Origin of the sequence: Candidatus Nitrosomarinus catalina (genome assembly GCF_002156965.1) — an archaeon.
In the GTDB taxonomy this organism is placed as follows: Archaea; Thermoproteota; Nitrososphaeria; order Nitrososphaerales; family Nitrosopumilaceae; genus Nitrosopumilus; species Nitrosopumilus catalinensis.
This window is the reverse complement of record NZ_CP021324.1, coordinates 402,252-422,561: the sequence shown is the minus strand read 5'-3', so window position 1 is coordinate 422,561 and position 20,310 is coordinate 402,252. Positions and strand designations below refer to the sequence as shown.

The 20,310-nt window shown below is 30.9% G+C and carries 27 protein-coding genes and 2 tRNA genes; 22 read left to right on the top strand and 7 right to left on the bottom strand.

Translation table 11 applies throughout. The annotated features are described in order from the left end of the window. From ileS to NMSP_RS02415, 6 genes are all read left to right on the top strand, one after another. Positions 1–3,198: an isoleucine--tRNA ligase gene (ileS, locus tag NMSP_RS02440; RefSeq protein WP_086907287.1), complete on the top strand. Its 3,198-nt coding sequence runs from the start codon at positions 1–3 to the stop codon at positions 3,196–3,198. Positions 3,199–3,243: 45 nt separating this feature from the next. Beyond that, complete coding sequence (dps, locus tag NMSP_RS02435) at positions 3,244–3,828, top strand: DNA protection during starvation protein (RefSeq protein WP_086907286.1); 585 nt, start codon at positions 3,244–3,246, stop codon at positions 3,826–3,828. 108 nt (positions 3,829–3,936) lie between these two features. After that, positions 3,937–4,266, top strand: coding sequence for a hypothetical protein (locus NMSP_RS02430; protein ID WP_086907285.1), 330 nt, complete (start codon positions 3,937–3,939; stop codon positions 4,264–4,266). A 41-nt stretch (positions 4,267–4,307) separates the two neighbouring features. Then, on the top strand, positions 4,308–5,414 hold the full coding sequence (locus NMSP_RS02425) for a succinate--CoA ligase subunit beta (protein ID WP_086907284.1): 1,107 nt from the start codon (positions 4,308–4,310) through the stop codon (positions 5,412–5,414). Then, on the top strand, positions 5,411–6,322 hold the full coding sequence (locus NMSP_RS02420) for a succinate--CoA ligase subunit alpha (protein ID WP_086907283.1): 912 nt from the start codon (positions 5,411–5,413) through the stop codon (positions 6,320–6,322). The genes NMSP_RS02425 and NMSP_RS02420 overlap by 4 nt, the downstream gene beginning before the upstream one ends. 36 nt (positions 6,323–6,358) lie before the next feature. Then, on the top strand, positions 6,359–6,526 hold the full coding sequence (locus tag NMSP_RS02415; protein WP_067958461.1) for a 50S ribosomal protein L40e: 168 nt from the start codon (positions 6,359–6,361) through the stop codon (positions 6,524–6,526). A gap of 4 nt (positions 6,527–6,530) precedes the next feature. Here the strand turns inward: NMSP_RS02415 and NMSP_RS02410 are convergent, their stop codons facing one another. Further along, positions 6,531–6,794, bottom strand: a complete 264-nt coding sequence (locus NMSP_RS02410) for a hypothetical protein (protein ID WP_225971312.1) — start codon at positions 6,792–6,794, stop codon at positions 6,531–6,533. 78 nt (positions 6,795–6,872) lie between these two features. On the opposite strand from NMSP_RS02410, the gene NMSP_RS02405 reads away from it, so the two are divergent. The 7 genes from NMSP_RS02405 to NMSP_RS02375 all read left to right on the top strand — a co-directional run bounded on the left by NMSP_RS02405 (position 6,873) and on the right by NMSP_RS02375 (position 11,513). Continuing rightward, positions 6,873–6,966: transfer RNA gene (locus NMSP_RS02405), tRNA-Val, on the top strand. A 67-nt stretch (positions 6,967–7,033) separates the two neighbouring features. Then, complete coding sequence (locus tag NMSP_RS02400; RefSeq protein WP_225971311.1) at positions 7,034–7,714, top strand: PD-(D/E)XK nuclease family protein; 681 nt, start codon at positions 7,034–7,036, stop codon at positions 7,712–7,714. 62 nt (positions 7,715–7,776) lie between these two features. Next, complete coding sequence (locus NMSP_RS02395; protein WP_086907282.1) at positions 7,777–8,199, top strand: hypothetical protein; 423 nt, start codon at positions 7,777–7,779, stop codon at positions 8,197–8,199. Positions 8,200–8,250: 51 nt separating this feature from the next. Further along, positions 8,251–8,790 (top strand): inorganic diphosphatase, encoded by a 540-nt coding sequence (locus NMSP_RS02390; RefSeq protein ID WP_086907281.1) that lies wholly within the window; start codon positions 8,251–8,253, stop codon positions 8,788–8,790. A 28-nt stretch (positions 8,791–8,818) separates the two neighbouring features. Then, positions 8,819–9,052 carry a UBP-type zinc finger domain-containing protein gene (locus tag NMSP_RS02385; protein ID WP_225971310.1) on the top strand — a complete coding sequence of 78 codons (234 nt, stop codon included), beginning with the start codon at positions 8,819–8,821 and terminating at the stop codon, positions 9,050–9,052. Between the two features lie 110 nt (positions 9,053–9,162). Continuing rightward, positions 9,163–9,693: an Lrp/AsnC family transcriptional regulator gene (locus tag NMSP_RS02380; RefSeq protein ID WP_086907279.1), complete on the top strand. Its 531-nt coding sequence runs from the start codon at positions 9,163–9,165 to the stop codon at positions 9,691–9,693. Positions 9,694–9,740: 47 nt separating this feature from the next. Beyond that, the gene (locus NMSP_RS02375) at positions 9,741–11,513 is read left to right on the top strand and encodes a M3 family oligoendopeptidase (RefSeq protein ID WP_086907278.1); all 1,773 of its coding nucleotides are present in this window, start codon (positions 9,741–9,743) and stop codon (positions 11,511–11,513) included. Positions 11,514–11,540: 27 nt separating this feature from the next. Here NMSP_RS02375 and NMSP_RS02370 read toward each other — a convergent pair whose 3' ends face one another. Continuing rightward, positions 11,541–11,999 carry a hypothetical protein gene (locus tag NMSP_RS02370; RefSeq protein ID WP_086907277.1) on the bottom strand — a complete coding sequence of 153 codons (459 nt, stop codon included), beginning with the start codon at positions 11,997–11,999 and terminating at the stop codon, positions 11,541–11,543. 167 nt (positions 12,000–12,166) lie between these two features. Further along, the gene (locus NMSP_RS02365) at positions 12,167–12,739 is read right to left on the bottom strand and encodes a hypothetical protein (RefSeq protein WP_086908341.1); all 573 of its coding nucleotides are present in this window, start codon (positions 12,737–12,739) and stop codon (positions 12,167–12,169) included. Between the two features lie 26 nt (positions 12,740–12,765). Between NMSP_RS02365 and NMSP_RS02360 the strand changes: the two genes are divergently transcribed. Then, on the top strand, positions 12,766–14,001 hold the full coding sequence (locus NMSP_RS02360) for a hypothetical protein (RefSeq protein ID WP_318779020.1): 1,236 nt from the start codon (positions 12,766–12,768) through the stop codon (positions 13,999–14,001). Here NMSP_RS02360 and NMSP_RS02355 read toward each other — a convergent pair whose 3' ends face one another. Both NMSP_RS02355 and NMSP_RS02350 read right to left on the bottom strand, forming a co-directional pair. Continuing rightward, the gene (locus NMSP_RS02355) at positions 14,002–14,553 is read right to left on the bottom strand and encodes a pyruvoyl-dependent arginine decarboxylase (protein WP_086907276.1); all 552 of its coding nucleotides are present in this window, start codon (positions 14,551–14,553) and stop codon (positions 14,002–14,004) included. A gap of 58 nt (positions 14,554–14,611) precedes the next feature. Then, positions 14,612–14,848 carry a hypothetical protein gene (locus tag NMSP_RS02350; RefSeq protein WP_192866200.1) on the bottom strand — a complete coding sequence of 79 codons (237 nt, stop codon included), beginning with the start codon at positions 14,846–14,848 and terminating at the stop codon, positions 14,612–14,614. A gap of 114 nt (positions 14,849–14,962) precedes the next feature. Here NMSP_RS02350 and NMSP_RS02345 point away from each other — a divergent pair. The 4 genes from NMSP_RS02345 (at position 14,963) to NMSP_RS02330 (ending at position 17,639) form a co-directional block, all read left to right on the top strand. Continuing rightward, positions 14,963–15,036: transfer RNA gene (locus NMSP_RS02345), tRNA-Thr, on the top strand. 68 nt (positions 15,037–15,104) lie between these two features. Continuing rightward, on the top strand, positions 15,105–15,908 hold the full coding sequence (locus tag NMSP_RS02340) for a DsbA family protein (protein WP_086907274.1): 804 nt from the start codon (positions 15,105–15,107) through the stop codon (positions 15,906–15,908). A gap of 102 nt (positions 15,909–16,010) precedes the next feature. Further along, positions 16,011–17,351 (top strand): DEAD/DEAH box helicase, encoded by a 1,341-nt coding sequence (locus tag NMSP_RS02335; RefSeq protein ID WP_086908339.1) that lies wholly within the window; start codon positions 16,011–16,013, stop codon positions 17,349–17,351. A 51-nt stretch (positions 17,352–17,402) separates the two neighbouring features. After that, complete coding sequence (locus tag NMSP_RS02330) at positions 17,403–17,639, top strand: Lrp/AsnC ligand binding domain-containing protein (RefSeq protein ID WP_086907273.1); 237 nt, start codon at positions 17,403–17,405, stop codon at positions 17,637–17,639. A gap of 26 nt (positions 17,640–17,665) precedes the next feature. Here NMSP_RS02330 and NMSP_RS02325 read toward each other — a convergent pair whose 3' ends face one another. Continuing rightward, positions 17,666–17,851 (bottom strand): hypothetical protein, encoded by a 186-nt coding sequence (locus tag NMSP_RS02325; RefSeq protein WP_152023799.1) that lies wholly within the window; start codon positions 17,849–17,851, stop codon positions 17,666–17,668. A 53-nt stretch (positions 17,852–17,904) separates the two neighbouring features. Further along, positions 17,905–18,027 carry a hypothetical protein gene (locus NMSP_RS08655; RefSeq protein ID WP_264080399.1) on the bottom strand — a complete coding sequence of 41 codons (123 nt, stop codon included), beginning with the start codon at positions 18,025–18,027 and terminating at the stop codon, positions 17,905–17,907. 137 nt (positions 18,028–18,164) lie between these two features. On the opposite strand from NMSP_RS08655, the gene NMSP_RS02320 reads away from it, so the two are divergent. From NMSP_RS02320 to NMSP_RS02305, 4 genes are all read left to right on the top strand, one after another. Then, positions 18,165–18,452, top strand: a complete 288-nt coding sequence (locus NMSP_RS02320; RefSeq protein ID WP_086907271.1) for a hypothetical protein — start codon at positions 18,165–18,167, stop codon at positions 18,450–18,452. After that, positions 18,453–19,223: a 2OG-Fe(II)-dependent halogenase WelO5 family protein gene (locus tag NMSP_RS02315; protein WP_086907270.1), complete on the top strand. Its 771-nt coding sequence runs from the start codon at positions 18,453–18,455 to the stop codon at positions 19,221–19,223. It abuts the gene before it with no gap. Positions 19,224–19,323: 100 nt separating this feature from the next. Then, a complete protein-coding gene (locus NMSP_RS02310; protein ID WP_086907269.1) occupies positions 19,324–19,614 on the top strand; it encodes a hypothetical protein in 291 nt (96 codons plus the stop codon). Beyond that, complete coding sequence (locus tag NMSP_RS02305; protein ID WP_086907268.1) at positions 19,611–20,300, top strand: hypothetical protein; 690 nt, start codon at positions 19,611–19,613, stop codon at positions 20,298–20,300. Before NMSP_RS02310 ends, NMSP_RS02305 begins: the two co-directional genes overlap by 4 nt. The last annotated feature ends 10 nt before the right edge of the window (positions 20,301–20,310 follow it).

Here is a 20,310-nt window from a genome sequence, read left to right as displayed (position 1 = left end):
ATGGAATTAAATTCAAAATTTGATGCAAAAGCAATAGAGTCTGAAATTAAAGAATATACTAAATCAATAGATATTGAAAAACTAATTTTTGCATCTGACAAACCTGAAAAAATAAGATTCATTGAAGGTCCTCCAACAATGAACGGAATTCCACATGCAGGCCATCTCAGAGGTAGAGTAATCAAGGATTTATGGTATAGATTTAACACATTACAAGGCAAAAAGATTGAGTTTAATGGAGGATGGGATACCCAAGGACTTCCAGTAGAATTACAAGTTGAAAAGGAATTGGGAGTTTCGGGTGGAAAGACTGAAGCAATCAAAGAATTCGGGGTAGAAAGAATAGTTTCAGAATGTAAAAAAGTTGTAGAAAAATTCAACAAAACTTGGGTAGAAGTTGATAATGCACTGGGAATGTCATTTAATCATGAAAAAGCATATTGGACTTTCAAAGATCAATTCATAGAAAGAGAATGGCAAGTTCTTAAAAAGGCATATGAAAATAAAATTTTAGAAGAAGATTTTACAGTAATTGCATATTGTCCTAGTTGTCAGACATCACTTAGTCATGCAGAAGTAAATCAAGGATATGAAGAAGTTAAGGATCCATCACTATACTACAAAGTGAAATTAGTAGATGAAGATGCATTTTTGATTGTATGGACTACAATGCCATTTACACTGGTTACAGACGCAATGGTAGGATTAAATCCAGATGAAGATTATTCATATGTAAAAGTAGAAAATGAAACATGGGTTGTAGGAAAAACAAGATTAGAAGAATTCATGTTAGAGGCAAAAATTGAGAAACATGAAATTCAAAAAACAATCAAAGGTTCAGAATTTGAGGGAAAAAAATACATCCATCCATTATTAGATTTAATTCCAGAATTAAAAGAATATTCAAAATTAGATAATTATCATGTTGCAGTTTCAGAATCATTTGTCGATGCAAGTACAGGTAGTGGATTGGTACATCTATCACCAGCAAATGGTGAGGAAGATATCAAAATTGCAAATAAAAGAAAAGTGAAAATTTTTAGTCCAATTAACGATGAAGTGAAATTTACAAATCAGGCAGGAAAATATGAAGGAATGTTTGTTAGAGATGCAGATAGGCCCATTGTCGAAGATCTGAAAGAACACAATGCATTAGTGAAAATTGGAAAAATTAAACATAAGTATCCACTTTGTTGGAGATCACATCATCCAATTGTTTGGCTTGCAAGAAGAGGATGGTTTTACAAATTAGATAGATTAGAAAACAAAGCAATAGATGCTGCAGAAAGTGTCGAATACTTTTTTGAACAACCAAAAAATAGATTTTTAGGAATTATTAAAGAGAGACATCCGTGGTGTATTTCACGAGAAAGAATATGGGGTTGTCCATTACCTGTATGGAGTTGTGAAGATTGTGGTGAAAAAAATTGGTTTTTTACAAGAAAAGAAATTGTAGAATCAGCAGACAAATTACCAGATGGACCAAACTTTGAATTACACAGACCATGGATTGATAACATTACAATCAAATGTAAAAAATGTAATAGTGTAAAAACAAAAAGAGAAGAATATGTTTTAGATACATGGCATAACAGTGGCTCTGCACCATTTTCATCATTAACAAATGAAGAATATGAGAAAGAAATTCCAGCACCATTTTTTACAGAAGGAATAGATCAAACAAGAGGTTGGGCATACACATTACTAATTGAAAATGTGATTCTAAACAATAGTGCAACTCCACCATACAAGTCATTTTTGTTTCAAGGACATGTACTAGATGAGAAAGGAGGAAAAATGAGTAAAAGTAAAGGAAATGTTTTGGAAGGTGCAGAACTATTAGAAAAATATCCAGTAGATTTGATACGATTTTATTTCATGTGGAAAGCAAGTCCAATCGAACCACTTAGTTTCAGTACAGATGAATTAATGTCTAGACCATATCAGGTAATCAACACATTATTCAATCTACACCTTTACTTTAAGCAAAATAGTCAATATGATAATTTTGACAATACAAATACAATTGAATGGGCCAAAAGCAATGACTCACTAACATCACCAGATATTTGGTTACTATCAAAACTTCAAAAATTAATTCAAAAAATAACAGAAAAAAATGAAACGTGTAAATTCCATGAAGGAGCAAAAGCAATAGACGATTTTATAATCAATAATCTAAGTCAAATCTACATTCCAATAACTAGAGGAGAATTGTGGGATGAATCAGAAGAAAAAAAGAATAGACGTCTTGCAATTTATGCAGTACTTAGCGAAGTTCTCAAGACACTAGATATTTTGATTCACCCATTTTGTCCATTTACTAGTGAACATCTTTACCAAACTGTTTTTGAAGGAAAACAAAGTATCCTACTTGACAAATGGCCACAATACAAAGAATCATTGGTAAATGAAGATATTGAAGAATCATTTGACATTATGAAAGATACAGTATCAATTTCAGCAGCAGCAAGAATGAAAGGAAAATTAAAAAGAAGATGGCCATTAAATGAAGCACAAATCTGCGTTAAGAAAAATCAAAAAGTAAAACTAGAATCATTATCTAACTTATTAAAATCACAACTTAATGTTGAAAAATTCAGTATTGTTGAAACAGAAAAGGAAAGTGGGTTAGAACAATTATTAGAATTAAAAGAATTAGGTTTACCAGTTAAATCAACATTAGAATTAGAAAGAAAGAAAATTGGACCAAAAGCAAAACAGCATATGGGAAAATTAGTAAGTACATTTTCAGAAACAAACCCTGATGAAATTATTTCAGACATACAAAAAGATGGAAAATATGATTTTAAAATTGATGATGAAATCATTTCATTAGATAAAGAGGATTTCATAGTAGATTTTGATTCAAAAGAGAATTTTGCTGTAGCAAAAAGAGACGGATTCATAGTATTCATTTCAACTTCAAGAAACAAGGAAATGATGGCAAAAGGATTGGTAAAAGATATTGCAAGAAGATTACAAACTCTTCGAAAAGAAAGAGGGTACAACCCAACAGATGTTTTAGAAGTGGCATCAATTTTAGAATTAGATGAAGAATCATTAGAAATGATTAAAGAAAAAAATGAAGAATTGGCATTTCTAGTACGAGTAAAAAAAGTGAATTTTGAAAAATCATGTAAAGAATACAAAGACGACGATATTGATGGCCAAAAAATCAAAATATCTGTAGAGTAGGACTTCATGTAATATTTTTATGTGAATTGTGTATTATCAAAATGAATGTCTGATTCAAATCCACATATTGTTGGAATTAACGTTTTAAAACAAAACGGCTTAGATGTTGATGAATTAGTAAAGGAGTTAATCACAAATGCTGCAGTTGAATTTACAGCATACTATTACTTTACTAACCTCAGAGCACATTGCACAGGCATGGAAGGAGAAGGGCTCAAAGGAATAATTGAGGATGCAAGACTAGAGGACCTCAGTCACTTTGAATCATGTCTTGAAAGAATCTATCAATTAGGAGGAATACTTCCAAATGATGCAACAGAATTTATCAAAATTTCAGGTTGTGAATTCTTACAACTTCCACCAAACCCAACAGATCATAAAGCAATTCTAGAAAAATGTCTCAAAGCAGAACAAGGTGCAATTGTTAATTGGAATAAAATTTGCCAAATGACATTTGGAAAAGATCCAGTTACATATGATATTGCAAAAGATATTCTTGCTGAAGAGATTGAACACGAGTCATGGTTCTTAGAGTTAATCTATGGAAGACCATCAGGACACATGAGAAGAAAGTATTCTGGAGAAAGACCACATACTGGAAAACATTCTAGAGCATTAGATATGGCATAAATGCCAAATTATTTTCTTTATTTTTTAAAATTTGTGATTTAATTGAAGACAAATAGTTAACATGATTTGTTTTATCACGGTTAAATAGAAAAATCACCTAAGATAATCGTGGTAAAACAAATTAGTCTGGATGCATGGCAAATTCAACAGTTATCAGATCTATTAAAAAAGGGATCAGACATTGTTGCACAAACAAACAGACCAATAATTTTGTACAGACAAACCCTAGATGAAGAGGATGAATCATATGAAGAAATTGTCTGCAGTCTTACCAACGGATATGTTATTGAACAAATGGTCACATCAGGAGGAATTCTTGTCCCAAGTTTCCACCAACAATTTGTTTTTAGAATTGAAGAATATCCACAAGAATTGTTAAGAAAAAGTAAAGATCGCTTTTTGGAAATGATTGATTTTCTTCAAGAGCAATTGAAATAGCCTCATAAGTATATAAAGACCGTAAAATCCATCACTCTTGCATGCAACTATTAGAATTTCAAGCAAAAGAGCTTTTTCGAGAATATGGAATCAGTCTATTAGATAGCATATCCTCAACTAATATCGAAGAAGGTAGAAAACATGCAAAAGAATTAGGATATCCATTTGTAATTAAAATCCAAGTTCCTGTCGGAGGCAGAGGCAAAGCAGGAGGCATTCAAAAATGTCAAAATGATGATGAATTTGAATTAAAATACCCACAAGTAATGGATTTAGAAATTAAAGGCGAAAAAGCAAGAGCAATCCTCTTAGAAAAGATGGCAGACATTAAAAAAGAATTATACTTATCCATATTTCTAAATCGTTCAAAAAGATGTTACACAATCATTGCATCAGCTGAAGGAGGAGTTGAAATTGAATCAGTTAAAAATCAAATCATTAAAGAAATAGGATTAGGAGAAGTTTCTGATGAAATTGCAGATGCAGTTGCAAAAGAAATGGGGCTTGAAGGAAGTATAGCTGAAGGGGTAGCAGATACATTAAAAAAATTATCAAAATTAACAATTGAAAAAGAGGCTGAATTAGTAGAAATTAATCCACTTGCAATCATGCAAGATGATTCAGTTACAGCACTAGATGGAAAATTTGTAACAGATGATAATGCAAATTTCAGACATGACGAACTACAAAAATATCAAGAGAAGACAGAGATAGAAGAACAAGCTGAAAAAAGTGGATTTTCATTAGTTGAATTAGATGGAGATATTGCAGTAGTAGGAAATGGTGCAGGACTTGTAATGTCAACATTAGATATGTTATCAGATAATGGAGGAAAACCTGCATGTTTCTTAGATGTTGGAGGCGGTGCAACTACAGAATCAGTTTACGAAGCATTAACTTTGATTAGTAAATTAGACAGAGTAAAAGGAATTTTAGTTAATCTTTACGGAGGAATTGTAAAAACTACAGTAGTAGCAGAAGCATTTCTTAAAGCATATGAAAATAATCTAATTGATTTGCCAGTATTCTCAAGACTTAAAGGAACAGAATCAGAAAAAGCAAAAGAAATGTTACAAGGTTCTAGAACAAATATCTTTGATTCAGTTGAAGAAGCAATTAATGCTGCAGTAATGGGAGTAAAAAAATGACAGATATTTTTGAATTACTAAAAGGAAAGCCTGAAGATTCAGATTATGAGAAAAAAGGAGTAATTGTTCAAGGCATCACAGGCTCATATGGTTCTCTACATGCAAAACAAATGATATCATATGGAACAAATGTAGTTGCAGGAGTCACTCCAGGCAAAGGCGGACAAAAATTCGAAGAAACAATTCCAGTATACAATTCAATGCAAGAAGCAGTAGATGCAACAAATGCAAAAATATCAATTATTTTTGTTCCAGCAAAATTTTTCTTGGCAGCAGCAAAGGATGCATTAAACGCAGGGATCAAATTATTAGTTGCAATTCCCGAACACGTCCCAATTAGAGACACCATGGAAGCATTAGACTTGGCAAACCAAAAAGGTGCAGTAATTATCGGACCTAACACTCCAGGAATAATGATTCCAGAATTAATCAAAATTGGAATTATGCCTCCAATGCCTTTCAAAGCAGGAAAAATTGCAGTGTTATCAAAAAGTGGAACTTTACTTTATGAAATTTCTGATGCATTAACTAATTCAGGATTTGGACAATCAATTACAATCGGAATAGGAGGAGATCCAGTAAATGGTACAAGATTGATTGACGCATTTGAAATGGTAAAAGATATTCCAGATTTAGAAGGACTAGTCATTGTAGGAGAAATCGGAGGAGACTCAGAAGAAATGTTAGCACAAAAAATTATTGATTCAGGATTTAACAAACCAGCTGTTGCATATATTGCAGGAAGAGCAGCCCCTAAAGAAAAAAGAATGGGACATGCAGGTGCAATTGTCATGGGAACTTATGGTTCAGCAGAATCTAAGGTCTCAATGTTTAACAAAGCAAATATTCCAGTAGCTAAAAGACCAGCAGAAGTACCAGTTCTATTAGCAGGAAAAATGGAAAAATAGATTAGAATAAAAGGAAGAGATTGAGGAGAGAATTAAATGCCAATTACAGACCCTGAAAAGAAAAGAATTGCACAACAAGCACGATTAGTTATGAGAATCTGCTTCAAATGTGGATGTAGAAATGACGTAGGGGCAACAAGATGCAGAAAATGTAGAAATCCATACTTGAGATTAAAGAATAGAAATCTCGGTGTTAAGAAATAGAATATTAAGATAACATCAATCTTTCTCGATATTCTCGAATTGCAAATTTTAAAGAAGATTCATTATTTTTGACAAATGATTTTGCTTCATCAGGATCATCTATTTCTTCAAAAGATAATTGTAAATCATCTGGCAACTCCTCATTCATTTGAAATAATATTTTGACTGAAGTTGTAAATTGACCCAGATTATTAGCAGAATCCAATGCCAAAGTCATTCTATCAATTAAAGTATCAAATTCTTTTAAAGCTATAAAAAATATTTTCATATTTGATACAAAAAGGTTAGGTAATTACAAAATATCAATAAAGTAAAGATAGAAAACCACCTATTTCATAAATAATTCGGACTGGTCGTCTAGTTTGGTTTGGATGACGCACTCACACTGCGTAAGGAAGAAATTCCCGCAAGGGTCGTGGGTTCAAATCCCATCCGGTCCATTAATTAAAATAATTTTAATTCATGAATTCCTAAAAAAGTAAATTCAAAATAACTATATGAGATGATTTGACATCAAAAAAAATGTCACTGTATAATCACATTCCAGTTAATTTCAAACAAGCAGAATTAATTGAAAGAGATAATGCGCATTTTTACCAAACCCCATCAGGAGAAATCTATCCATCGATTACAACAATACTACATGAAACAATGTCATTAGAAAAAAAAGAAAGTTTAGAGAATTGGAAAGAGCAAGAAATTGCAGCAAATTACATTACTCAAGAGGCCGCAATCATAGGCACAGAGACACACAAATTAATTGAAAACCACATTAATGAAGTAAAACAAACAGACGAAGTTAGATTACTGTCAGTGGCACATTTTAACAATCTGATTCCATTTTTACAAAAAATCAATGACGTCCATGGAACAGAGCTAAGATTATACAGTAACAAAATGAAATTAGCAGGCACATCAGACTGTATTGCAAATTATGATGGAGAATTATCAATAATTGATTACAAAACAAAAAGAAGCAATCAGAAGGAAGAATGGATGACAGATCATTTCATCCAAGGTACAGCATATTCACAAATGTTTGAAGAACTAACAGGTATCGAAGTTAAACAAGTAGTTATTTTAGTAAGTAGTGAAAAAAATTCAAGAATGGAATTTGTGAAAAAAACTGAAGATTATAAAGATTTGTTGACTCAACGTCTCAATCAATATTATGATGTTTTAGAATAAGAATAATCTAGTAGAAATTAATAATAAATTATTTAAAGAACATCACAAGTACAAACTACAGAATGAATAAAAATATCAGCTTACTTGCAATGACATCAATTATTGCATTATTAGCAATAATGATAATTCCAAATACCGCATCTGCAATAACAAATGAAATTACAGTAACACCAATTAATGAAAAAGTTAGTTTAGAAACTACAATTACAACACTAGTAGTCCCTGAAAATAACACCTTGCCATGGGGAACAGTTTACGGATCAGCATCAGATGTTGCTGAAAGATATCCAGTAATTATTCAGTTCTATAAAGGAGATGAGGCAGTGCACATCGCACAAATTGATACCAAAGGAGACGGCTCATACGAGTATAAATTCAGAGTTAGAAATCTAGACACACAAACTGGCCAATTTACAGATATATTTCAAGGAGAATATACCGTCAAGATATTCAAAGTTATTCCTAACACAAATCAAGTAGTCTAAAAATAAATCCCATAGAATCATATACTAAGTATTTATCAGAACAGCTGTAAAATGAGTAAAAATTTTTGGCACGACATAGAGACAGGAACAGATGTTCCAGAAATAATTAACGCAATTGTAGAAATTCCAAAAGGATCCATGAACAAATACGAATATGATAAAAAAAATAATTTAATTAAATTAGACAGAGTATTGTTTTCCCCATTTCACTATCCAGGAGACTACGGATTAATCCCACAAACATTGTCAGAAGATGGCGATCCATTGGATGCATTAGTTCTTGTAACTAATCCAACATTTCCAGGTATTTTGATTGAATCAAGACCAATCGGACTATTGCAAATGAAAGATGATGGTGAACCAGATGACAAAATTATTTGTGTTTCAACAAATGATCCTAGATATCTACACACAACAGATATTGAAAATATAGAAGATCATCATCGTTCAGAAATTGCACACTTCTTCCAAGTGTACAAAGAACTAGAAGGCAAAAAAGTGGAAATAATGGGATGGAAATCAGCAAAAGATGCAAAGTCAGTAATTATTGAATCAATAAAGAGATACAAAGAGACATTAAAAAAATATTAAGAAAATGCAAAAAGAATGCGAGCATTTTTTGCAAAAAAAAGAAAATATTTCTCCAAATACTGTAAAATGTGAAGAGTGTGAAAAAGAACACTTACCAACAGTTGCACTTCGAATGTGTCTCACATGTGGACATGTGGGATGTTGTGACTCATCAATTGGAAAACACGCAACAAAACATTTCAAAGATACAGGGCATCCAGTCATGAAAGCAATTCCAGAAGATATTTGGAAATGGTGTTACATACATGAAGAGTATTTTTAGCGATAAATGTGAAATAAATTAAAAAATAACTTATGAAAACTTTTATGCTAAAAATGCATAAACTTTTGGATGATTAACAAAAACAACATTTCAACAGGAGTTCATCCTTAATGGCAAAAGCATACATCATGATGAATTGTGATTTAGGAGAAGAAAAAGAAGTAATACAATCATTACAAGAAATTGTAGGAATTAAAGAAGCTCACGGAACATTAGGGTTATACGATATTGTTGCACAGATTGAATGTACAACAGATGAAAAAATTCAAGAAATTGTAACTAAACAAATTAGAAAAATACCAAAAATTAATTCTAGCATGACATTAACTAGTTCAGAGTCAGGGCAGTTATTTCAAATTGCAGAAAAACTTGTTGGGGCAATGCTTGGTCAAAACTCTAGTCAAGCTTATGTTGTTTTTCATTGTGAAAAAGGAGAAGAATATCCAACATTGAAAAATCTTTGCAAAATACCAGAAATTAAAGAAGCAGACGTAGTTTTTGGATATTATGATGTGATATGTAGAGTAGAATCATCAAGTGAAGAAGTATTACAAGATGTCATTACTAGAGCAATCAGAGGGTTACCAAATCTCAAAACTAGCATGACATTAAACATAATCAAAGAACAAGAATCAAAATAAAATCACAAAATCTATTCATTTTTTAATAGTTGTAAAATAGAAAAAATATGAAACAATATGAACTAGGAGAATGGGATTTATCAGAATTAGCAAAAAATCCAAAAAGTTCTGCATTTCAAAAACAAATTAAAGATTTAGAAAATCAAGCAAAAAAATTTGAAAAAATAAAATCAAAATTAAATCCAAAAATGTCATCAAAACAATTTAAAATGATTTTACAACAAGTTGAAGAAATTTCACATAAAATGAGTAAAATTGGAGGGTATGCATCATTAGCATATTCATCAAACACCCAATCAGATGAAGCAACTTCACTAATGACTCAAATGTCAAAATTAGGTTCAGAGATTTCAAACAAAATTTTATTTTTTGATTTATGGTGGAAAACACAAGTAGATGAAAAAAATGCAACTAGACTAATGAAAGAAACAGGAGAATTGAAGGAATATCTGACATACAAAAGATTATTTGCAAAATATGCACTAAGTGAATCAGAAGAAAAAATAATTAACACATTAGACGTTACAGGAATTTCTGCACTTGTAAAACTATATGATAAAATTACTAACGCTTTTGAATATAAAATGAAAATTAACAATAAAACAAAAGTGATGACAAGGGAAGAGTTAACAAATTATGTCAGAAGTACAAATCCAAAAATAAGAGAAACAGCTTATAAAACAATTCTTACAAAATATACTGAAAACAAAGGGGTAATCGGAGAAATATATCAAAACATTGTCCTTAATTGGAAAAATGAAGGCATAGAAATCAGAGGATACAAAAGCCCAATTTCTATGAGAAACATTGGCAATGATGTAGATGATAAAACTATAGAATCACTTCTCACAATTTGTCGAAAAAATTCATCAGTATTTCAAAAATTCTTTCTTCAAAAAGCAAAAATGCTAGATATGAAAAAATTGGAAAGATATGATCTGTATGCACCTGCTGCTGCAAAAATTAAAGAAAAAAATTATTCATATAATCAATCAGTTAATCTAGTGTTTGAATCACTAGGAAAATTTAGCAGTACATTAGAAGAATTTGCCAGAAAAGTATTCAATGAAAACCATATTGACTCATCTGTCAGACCAGGAAAAAGGGATGGAGCGTTTTGTAGTACACTAACTCCAAAAATTACACCCTATGTTTTAGTTAATTTTACAGGCAAATCCAGAGATGTCTTTACTTTGGCACATGAATTAGGTCATGCAGTTCATAGTCAGGCAGCACAAGATAGATCCATATTAGTTCAGGATGCCCCATTACCATTAGCTGAAACAGCATCCACATTTTCAGAATTATTACTTTATGATAATTTATCAGATAAAATTTCTGATGACCAAAAAAAGATAATGTTAGCTGAAAAAATTGATGATTTGTATGCAACAATTCTCAGACAATCATTTTTTACAATTTTTGAGGTTGATGCACATAATTTAATCAGTAAGGGCACAACAATAGATGAAATATCAAAAACATATTTACAAAATTTAAAAGAACAGTTTGGGAATTCAGTTAATCTTTCAGATGATTTTGGGATTGAATGGAGTTGTATTCCTCATTTTTATCATACGCCATTTTACTGCTATGCATATTCATTTGGAAATTTGTTAGCATTATCACTGTTTCAAAGATATAAAAAAGAAGGAAATGATTTTGTGAAATCATATATCGATATTTTATCTGCAGGAGGTTCAAAAAAACCTGAAAAATTATTATCAGAACATGGATTTGATATTAGATCACCAAAGTTTTGGCAAGAAGGTTTTGATTATGTCAATCAGCAAGTTAAAACCCTATCATCATTAAATTAATTCAAAAAGAAATTATTTGTAATAAAATTAATCAGCATCATTTTTTTCAGGTAAATTATAAGCACTAATTATTTTTTCGACATCAACAATAAGAGTATCTTTAATTTTTTTTAAAGAATTCTCAGGATTATCAGATTGTGAAATTAAATAATTTAATTGATCCATTATCGCATGTTCAATACGTAAAACCAATAATTCAGAAATACTTTTTTCACTAGTAAAATCAGCTTCTGTAATATTCACAGCCTGATTAGCCATTTGGAAAGTAAAAGAAGAAGAATACCCACCTCTACTAAATGCAATATCTCTGAGCACTAATTTTTTTACCTCATCAGGATTTCCCATGCCAGATCTTGCAACCATGTCGTTTAATTGATCTAAGATGGCATACTGAACTCTAGTTTGCAATAACTCAGGAATAGTTTTTGCATTTTCAATTTCAGTAATACTGACTTTTTCATCACCAATTGTGATAAATTTATTCATAATCAGAATTAGAATTATTTTACGTATAAAGTATTTCTAAGAAATAATTTTAAATTTTTAGAATAATGGGGCCGACAGTCCAACGCATGGACTGCCGGCTTGTTCCCCGAACGGTTTGAATTCGATGTCAAAAATTATTTAAAAATATATCATTTAAACCTTTGAGATTATTTCAAATCCAATTTAGGAGGTTTAATTTTCCTGATAGTCCCAAAAAGAATTCCGATTGTCACACCTAGCTGATAAAGAAAATAGAGTAAAACTTCAAAAGAGCTAGGAGTAAGATCAGTGAATCGGCTAAGAGCAGTAAAGATTAGTAATAAACTACTAAAAAAGAAAACAAATCCTTTCACAATTCCGTGTAAATTGGTAAATTTTAAAATTACAAAAGTCATCACCATAATTGAAAAAGCAAGAATAGTTAAAAATCCAGTATTCATTCCGAAAATCAAAAAAACAGTTGAAATTAACTCATTAGGATTTGCAACAGCTAAATTTGTAAGATCAATTTTTTCAGGAGACTGAAATCTGGGTACACTAAGAACAGTATTAATTAAAAATAGAACAAATAAAGACACAGATACTGTTTTAAGATGATTTTGTAGTCTTGGAAATCTTAAAAGAATTGCTCTACCTAAAAAAATTCCTTGAGATAATCCAATTGCAAAGGTACTCAAAATTACAATTAACTGAATAAAAGGATCATTTAGATATTCAGCAACTATTGGAATTAAAGCCATAATTTTAAAAGAATAGACAGCAAAATATGGGTTTCCTATCAAAGATGTTTGAAAAACAAAATACAAAAATAAGTAAATTTAATATCTCATATTCAAAAATTAAAAATATGCAAAAGATAATTTTTCTCGCATTTTTAATTATATTTGCAGGTATTTCAATTGATCAAGCATATTCACAAGAAATAAAATTATCGACTTTTCAAGAATCAGCTCAGCTGATTATTGATGAAAAGATTTCTCAAACAAATATTGCATCAATCACTCTACTAAGTACCAGTATTCAAGAAATAATATTTCCTGCAGAATTAGAATTAAAAATTAGAGAACATGGAAGAATTCAAGCAATAATAATTACAAATGAAAACAATTGTGTTTTAGGAGTCACTGATCAATCATGTATTTTGATAAACATAGAAAGAAATCCAGAAGATAAAGGGATTAATGCAATACAGGCCTCAACAAGAGAAATAGGTGAATCACTTATTGATGAAATCAATCATGTTTTTGATACAAATGCAGAATTTTTTCAAGTGTATATCCATACAAATGCAGAAACAAATGATGCTTTAGATACATCAGGTATTGTTTCAGGTACAGGTACAATTTCAGCAGTGTTTACAATGCCAATGGAGGATACAGATTCAATGTATGCAAAATTATCATCAATGCTAATTTCAAGTCAAATTAGAGAAAATGGAGGGTTTTATGAAATTGGAAAAATATTATCCACAGATGAAAATGCCAAGATGTCATTTTCTATGATTCCAACAGAATCAAAATCTCTTTTACAATTAAGAGTATCAACAAATAGTCCAATTGAAAATCAAATAGGATCAGGGACAGAAATTAATCCATTAGAATTTTTCAACATTAATGAAATCACTAGATCAAATTATTTTTCTGGCGGAAATTATCCATTAAATTCTTTATTTCAAATAATCATATTATCGGATGAAGAAAATAAGGTATCAGATATCAAAGGAAACATCATACCAACCCAAAATATTGACGGAATGGAAATGCCAACAAAATTTACAACAGAAGGATGGATTTTTGATCCAAATAAAGGAGAACAAATTCAAGGTAAATTCATTTTTGGAGAACGTGATTCAATAAATGAAGAGGAATTACAATTTTCACTTGGCGGAGACAATATGAAATATGAAGAACCAGAAACAGACGAATCAATTATAGTAGTAGGAGTTATTGCAATAGTTTCTATTGGTGCAGCAATTTTTTATCTTAAAGGATATAAAAAATAATTAAACTAAAAGAACTGCAGCTGCAAAAACAGTGGTCCACTTTCCATCCTTATCACCTTTTGTAGATTGAGTTACATTATGTGTATTGTAAATCTCACCAGAAATGGACCATTGTTGTCTTTTTTCATCCCAATCTTTGTCAGCATCAAAAGGAATGCCCAATGAAGAGGCCAACATTTGAGCTGCTATATCTTCTGCATAATCACCTGCTTGAATTTCATTTTGACCAAATGATTCATACTCAGAGAGATAACCATATCTTTCGTTATCTTTAGGTTGTGCAATTCCAACTGAAGCAGAACAAACTCTATGAGGCTCTTTTGTTTGATTTTTTGAATAAATGGTAAACAAAATCTGCCCGGCTTTAATTTTTTTCAAACCTTCTTTACGACTAATCAGTTTTGCATGAGGAGGGAAAATACTTGAAATCAACACAAGATTAGTTCCAGCAATCCCAGCATCCCTTAAAGCATATTCAAAACTAGTTAGTCTATCTTCATGAACACCTTTACCTTTTGTGAGAAACAATTCTTTGGCAACTAAATCTAACATTTCTGAATTCCTGATAGAGAATTATTATTTATACTTTAATTCTAAAGAATTAAAATCACTAATCTGATTTGGATTTTTTCTTTTTCTTACGTTTGTCAGGTTCAGACTTAATTTGAGTAAGAAAGATGAATGTGAAAAATGCACCCAATCCAACATTAATCAAACCCATAAAGGTAATCATCATTTTGAGATTTGGAGGCGTGATAGCTGATAATCCAATTAGAATACCAACAATACCTGTTGCAAAAAACATCATCATTAGAACCTTAACTCGAGTTGGTTCAATGTATCTCATAACAATTATCAAAAAGCCAATGTTATAAATTGAAAGGTGTAGAGATTATTTTAAAAAACACAGGGTTTGGCTCAGGTAACACTTTAAAGCTTCATAAAGTTCATTTTACTTCGTGCCACTGTAGCTCAGCCTGGTAGAGCAACTGATTTGTAATCAGTAGGTCATGGGTTCAGATCCCGTCAGTGGCTTTAAATTTTCAAAATAATACGGAGTAAATTCACAATACGAATAAGTATGCTGTAATGAAAAACAGATTATGGATGAAGGTTATGTTGTAGAAGATTATAAAAAAAATGAAAAAGTGATCAAAAGAGCCACATTCAATTCATTAATCATATCAATAATCATCATAACAGGAATTGCAGCATTTTTTGCAGGATCATTTGTTTCTAATTTAAGTTCTGAGCAAATATCCCAAAAAGAATTAGATAATGCAATTGCAGAGTTAGAATTAAAAATTCTCGAAAAACAATTACCAACAAAACAACCAAGTATACCACTAGAGATATCTGCAGATAATGATCCAGTAATTGGTAATCCAGATGCACCAATCACAATAATAGAATTTTCAGATTTTCAATGTCCATTTTGTGCACGATTTCACATACAAACACTTCCAACAATAATGGAAGAATATATTGAAAAAGGTAGTGTGAAATTGGTATTCAGGGACTTTCCAATTCAAAGCATTCATCCTAATGCAGTACCAGCATCTGTAGCAGCAGAATGCGCAAATGAACAAGGGAAGTTTAAACAAATGCACGACATGTTATTTGAAAAACAAAAGGAATGGAGTAATTTGGAAACAGTTTATGCAATTGAATTGTTTAATCAATATTCAGAACAAATCAATTTAGAACAAGAACGATTTAGTTCGTGCTTATCAACTGCAAAATATGTCAAAGAAATTCAAAATGATCTAGATGATGGAAGAACATACGGAGTTACAGGAACACCAGGATTTTTTATAGGAAATCAACAAATAGGATTTGTTGAATTGAAAGGAGCTCAACCATTTGAAAGTTTTAAAAATGTCATTGATAGGCAGTTAGGAAATTAAAATAACAAGCGTTTATTAGACCTGAAAAAAGTTTCTGGGTTATCGGAATAATGACGAGTGGGCAATGAGCTTTATCGTCATTGCTTAAGAGAAGAAAACAAAATGACAAAATTTAAAGATCTAGGATTAAAAGAAGAAGTACTAAGAGGAATTACTGATCAAGGTTTTGAAGAAGCATTTGAAATTCAAGAAGCAGTAATTCCAGTGTTATTATCAGGCAGAGACGTAGTGGGTCAAGCCCATACAGGTTCTGGAAAGACAGCAGCATTTGCATTATCAATGTTAAATGATATAACTCCAAAAAAAGGAATTCAAGGACTAATCATGGCACCAACAAGAGAATTAGCTATGCAAATTAGTACAGAAATCAAAAAAATGGGAAAACATACAGGAATTAGAATTGCAACAGTATACGGCGGACAAGGAATGGGAATTCAATTAGATGCACTACATAGAGGAGTAGAAATTATTGTAGCAACACCAGGTAGACTAATAGATCATCTCAAAAGAGGTTCAATTGAATTAGGAGATATTACTCACATCGTACTGGATGAAGCAGACACGATGTTAGATATGGGATTCGTAGATGATATTCAATTTATTTTAGATTTATCACCAGAAGACAGGGTAATGTCTTTATTTTCAGCAACAATGCCAACAGCAATTTTGAGATTATCTGAAGATTATCTACACAATCCAAAACAATTCTTGTTGGATGCAGATGACCTAAGTGGCGAAGGAATAGATCAATCATTTTTAGTAATTAAAGACAGAGACAAATTCAAGTATCTTTTAGATTTCATTAAAAAAACAAGAGGACAATCAGTGGTGTTTTGTTCAACAAAATATAGAACAAGAGATGTAGCAAAATTTCTACACCAAGAAAAATACAATGCAGTTGCTATTGAAGGAGACATGTCACAAAGTAGAAGAGAACAATCAATGGGTAAATTTAGAAGCGGTAAAGCAGATATCTTAGTTGCAACAGATGTTGCCTCAAGAGGAATAGACGTGCCAAAAGTAGAATTAGTTGTCAATTACGACGTACCAAACCAAGAGATGGCATATTTTCATAGAATAGGACGAACTGCCAGAGCAGGAGCAGAAGGAAAAGCAATTACATTTGTATCATACTCATCAGTAGGAGATTGGAATATAATTAAACGCCAAATCAAGGTACCACTTCGAGATCTAAATCAAGAAATGAATATTGAGATTTCAATCCCAGATCCACTAAAAAGACAATCATCTCCACGAAGATATGGCGGCGGAGGATCTAGATCAAACTATTCAAGAGGTGGAAGCAGAGGCGGTGGCTACGGCAGAGGCGGTGGCTACGGCAGAGGCGGTGGCGGTGGCTACGGCAGAGATAACAGAGGGGGCAAGAGAAGAGATAACGACAATGATGGAAAAAATAGCTACGGTGGACGTAGTAGATGGTAATATTACAAAAATTTAAAGACAAGAAACACCATAGTAAGTTAAGGTAAAAGAATGCACAAAGGATTCATTTTATTAAATTGTGATTTGGGGGCAGAGGAATACATTGTTGACGAATTAAAACAAATGTCAATAATTAGTAATGCATACTTAACTTTTGGAGCATATGATGTTGTTGCAGAAATAGAAACAGATGATCAAGAAGGTTTTGAAAAAGTAGTTGCAACTATCAGAAAACTATCAAGAGTAGTCAGCACTATGACATTAAATGTTATTGATACAAGTAAATAGATTCAAAATAAATCACATAACAAAAATTATCTTTTATCCAACTTCCTTTGTAATTTTGAATTTTCTTTTTCCAATGTATTGACTTTCTTTACTACTTTTTTTAATTCCAGATTCATTTTTTTCAAATCCTTCTCAACTTTTAGGAGATTGTTTAGTGAACGAGGGACTTTTTTAGGAATAGGTTCTTTTGAGGATTCAGTTTTTTCCTTCAATTCTATGATTTCTAACAATGTTCTTTTTAGATCTTTCTACTGAAAATCAACAACTATGTTTCTTTTTCATCATATTGTGATTCGAATTCCTTGAGAACTTTATAGTATGCTTCAGAATCTATTTCTTTTAACTGAGCAAGTAAATCAAAAAAACTTTTGTCAACGTCATCAGTCATACGATATCAACTGTGTACATAGGTAAAATTATTACTATTTGTGAAATAAAAAACTAGTGTCTAGAGACAATTAGCACTAGTAAAAAAATTAAATTTTAAATAAATATAAAAAATATTTTTGTAAAATTAGATAAAAGATGACAGACATAATTTGGGGAAACGGTCAAAAAATAATTTCAACAGACAGTTTTCAGATAAACGTAACTCATAGAAAAGATGGAAATTCCGATGAATATCCAGATTCTGTAAAAATCATCATCTCAGGAGTGGATTTACCAGGATTGTCAGATAATAAATCAGATTGGACAGTAGAAAATCTTCAAAGTGTAATTGTAAACGCATTTCTAAAATGTGAAATTGATTCAAAGACACCAGAAGGGCATTTAATTGCAAAAGTATCGCATTCAGGGGCAGCGGGATACTAAGTGTGGAATTCCATCATTATTACAAATCAACAAAGAAAAAACGAAGATATTAAAAAAGTAATCAATGGAAAAAATTCATCAATAGTTATAAAAAATTTTTTAAAAAAAGAAGATTGTCAAAAAATAATTGAAAAAATATCTACAATGAATATTGAAAGAGATTCAAAAAAATTTAATCATATTGGTCCATTTTTAATGAATTACATCACAAAAAAAGAAGAATATTTTGATAGTGCAGAAGAAGCAAATGAAATATTTAAAAAAATCTTTTTGAATGTAGAGGATCCAATTAATAAAATTAAAACAACGATATCAAAATTTTTCCCTAATTATGAAGTTTCAGAAACTAAAGAAAATAATAGAAATTATGCATCATGTACTATTAGACGACACACAAATGGCAAATCAATTCCATTGCACAAGGACAATGTAAGTTATGAAGGTGTAGAGTATCAAGTATCTAAAATAAATAAACAATTATCATGTGTTTTACACTTACAAGAAACAGAAAAAGGCGGAAATTTATCAATATACAATAAGCAATGGGAAAAAAAATTAGAGAGACATAGAGAAGTAGAATTTGGATATAATCCAATTGTAAAAAAAAACATAGTGGTAGATACAATCAAATCAGAAATAGGAGATTTAGTTATAATTAATCCCAATTATCTTCACGAAGTAAAGAAAATTCAAGGTAATTCAGACAGGGTGACATTAGGAATATTCTTTGGAATTGAAGAAAATACTAAAAAGATCTTTTCTTGGGCATAATTTTTATCAAATTATCAGAAATAGACAAAAATGGATTTATGATGATTAAAAGGACAACAAAGGAATAATTGTTATATGAGTTAATCAGGATTGTTTCAAATTGCAGAAAATTGAATATGAAGGAACAGTATGGGTACTAAATTACAATAATCCTGAACCATTATTGGATCATTCAATTCACATGTTAGAAAGGCATGGGGTAAAACGTGAAGATATGGAAATTACAGAAACACCTAAAGCAAAAGTAGGGGAAATTGTGATAGAAATATGGCCCTATGAGTTAGTTGTGGCAAGGGTCAGAACAACTAGAAATGATTCATTTATCAGCGGTACAGAATTTACTATAGAATTAAAATTAGATGAAGATGGAAATTACGTAGATTACCTTTGAAGAAAAAGAAAATTCAAAACATCATAATCCTTAGTATTGCAATAATAATTATTGGTGCAATAATTGCATATAATTATTCAGCAGATACTACAAAACAAAAAGGATTGCAGTTTGGAAATGAATTAAGTCAAATTGAGAATGAACTTTCAGAAATTCAAAATAAATTTTATTCTGAAAAGACCAAATGGGAAGAAGGAGATAGTTCAAAAGAAGAATTATTGAAATTTTATGAAGAGCACATAAATAATTTTCAAGAAACTATATCAAAATATGACAAATTGACACCACCAGAATTATTTCAAAGTTCAGTCACATTATTGAAAATGTCAGCTGAAACTCAACTTGAAAGCGATTTACAATTTATTGATTGGATTAAAACAGGTAACGAGGCCTCCAAAATTCGTTCAGATACTTTAATTCAAGAAGCATATGAGTATCAGAATTTAGGATTAGTTGAATTTCAAACGGCAAAAGTAGGAATAAAACATTATGTTGGAGGAGAAAAGTTCGAAGAACCACAAGGGGTATCACCACAACAAGTTTTACAAGTTTCAGAAAAAATGAGAAAACAATGCAACGAACAATTTAAAAACGAATCAGGCGAATTTGATTCTAGTGAAATAGAAATTGAATGGTTTAATTGCAATAATAAAGCTGAAGAGTGGAAAAAAGAACACATGCCATAGATCAAAATAC

Bases quoted from the DNA above. Each gene is read 5' to 3' on its own strand.
- NMSP_RS02355 (WP_086907276.1), bottom strand. From the start codon at position 14,553: ATGTTAGATTTAGTTGCCAAAGAATTGTTTCTCACAAAAGGTAAAGGT.
- ileS (WP_086907287.1), top strand. From the start codon at position 1: ATGGAATTAAATTCAAAATTTGATGCAAAAGCAATAGAGTCTGAAATT.
- NMSP_RS02350 (WP_192866200.1), bottom strand. From the start codon at position 14,848: ATGAGATACATTGAACCAACTCGAGTTAAGGTTCTAATGATGATGTTT.
- dps (WP_086907286.1), top strand. From the start codon at position 3,244: ATGTCTGATTCAAATCCACATATTGTTGGAATTAACGTTTTAAAACAA.
- NMSP_RS02360 (WP_318779020.1), top strand. From the start codon at position 12,766: ATGGGTTTCCTATCAAAGATGTTTGAAAAACAAAATACAAAAATAAGT.
- NMSP_RS02365 (WP_086908341.1), bottom strand. From the start codon at position 12,739: ATGGCTTTAATTCCAATAGTTGCTGAATATCTAAATGATCCTTTTATT.
- NMSP_RS08655 (WP_264080399.1), bottom strand. From the start codon at position 18,027: ATGACTGATGACGTTGACAAAAGTTTTTTTGATTTACTTGCTCAGTTA.
- NMSP_RS02415 (WP_067958461.1), top strand. From the start codon at position 6,359: ATGCCAATTACAGACCCTGAAAAGAAAAGAATTGCACAACAAGCACGA.
- NMSP_RS02395 (WP_086907282.1), top strand. From the start codon at position 7,777: ATGAATAAAAATATCAGCTTACTTGCAATGACATCAATTATTGCATTA.
- NMSP_RS02390 (WP_086907281.1), top strand. From the start codon at position 8,251: ATGAGTAAAAATTTTTGGCACGACATAGAGACAGGAACAGATGTTCCA.
- NMSP_RS02320 (WP_086907271.1), top strand. From the start codon at position 18,165: ATGACAGACATAATTTGGGGAAACGGTCAAAAAATAATTTCAACAGAC.
- NMSP_RS02370 (WP_086907277.1), bottom strand. From the start codon at position 11,999: ATGAATAAATTTATCACAATTGGTGATGAAAAAGTCAGTATTACTGAA.
- NMSP_RS02335 (WP_086908339.1), top strand. From the start codon at position 16,011: ATGACAAAATTTAAAGATCTAGGATTAAAAGAAGAAGTACTAAGAGGA.
- NMSP_RS02330 (WP_086907273.1), top strand. From the start codon at position 17,403: ATGCACAAAGGATTCATTTTATTAAATTGTGATTTGGGGGCAGAGGAA.
- NMSP_RS02340 (WP_086907274.1), top strand. From the start codon at position 15,105: ATGGATGAAGGTTATGTTGTAGAAGATTATAAAAAAAATGAAAAAGTG.
- NMSP_RS02375 (WP_086907278.1), top strand. From the start codon at position 9,741: ATGAAACAATATGAACTAGGAGAATGGGATTTATCAGAATTAGCAAAA.
- NMSP_RS02425 (WP_086907284.1), top strand. From the start codon at position 4,308: ATGCAACTATTAGAATTTCAAGCAAAAGAGCTTTTTCGAGAATATGGA.
- NMSP_RS02410 (WP_225971312.1), bottom strand. From the start codon at position 6,794: ATGAAAATATTTTTTATAGCTTTAAAAGAATTTGATACTTTAATTGAT.
- NMSP_RS02380 (WP_086907279.1), top strand. From the start codon at position 9,163: ATGGCAAAAGCATACATCATGATGAATTGTGATTTAGGAGAAGAAAAA.
- NMSP_RS02420 (WP_086907283.1), top strand. From the start codon at position 5,411: ATGACAGATATTTTTGAATTACTAAAAGGAAAGCCTGAAGATTCAGAT.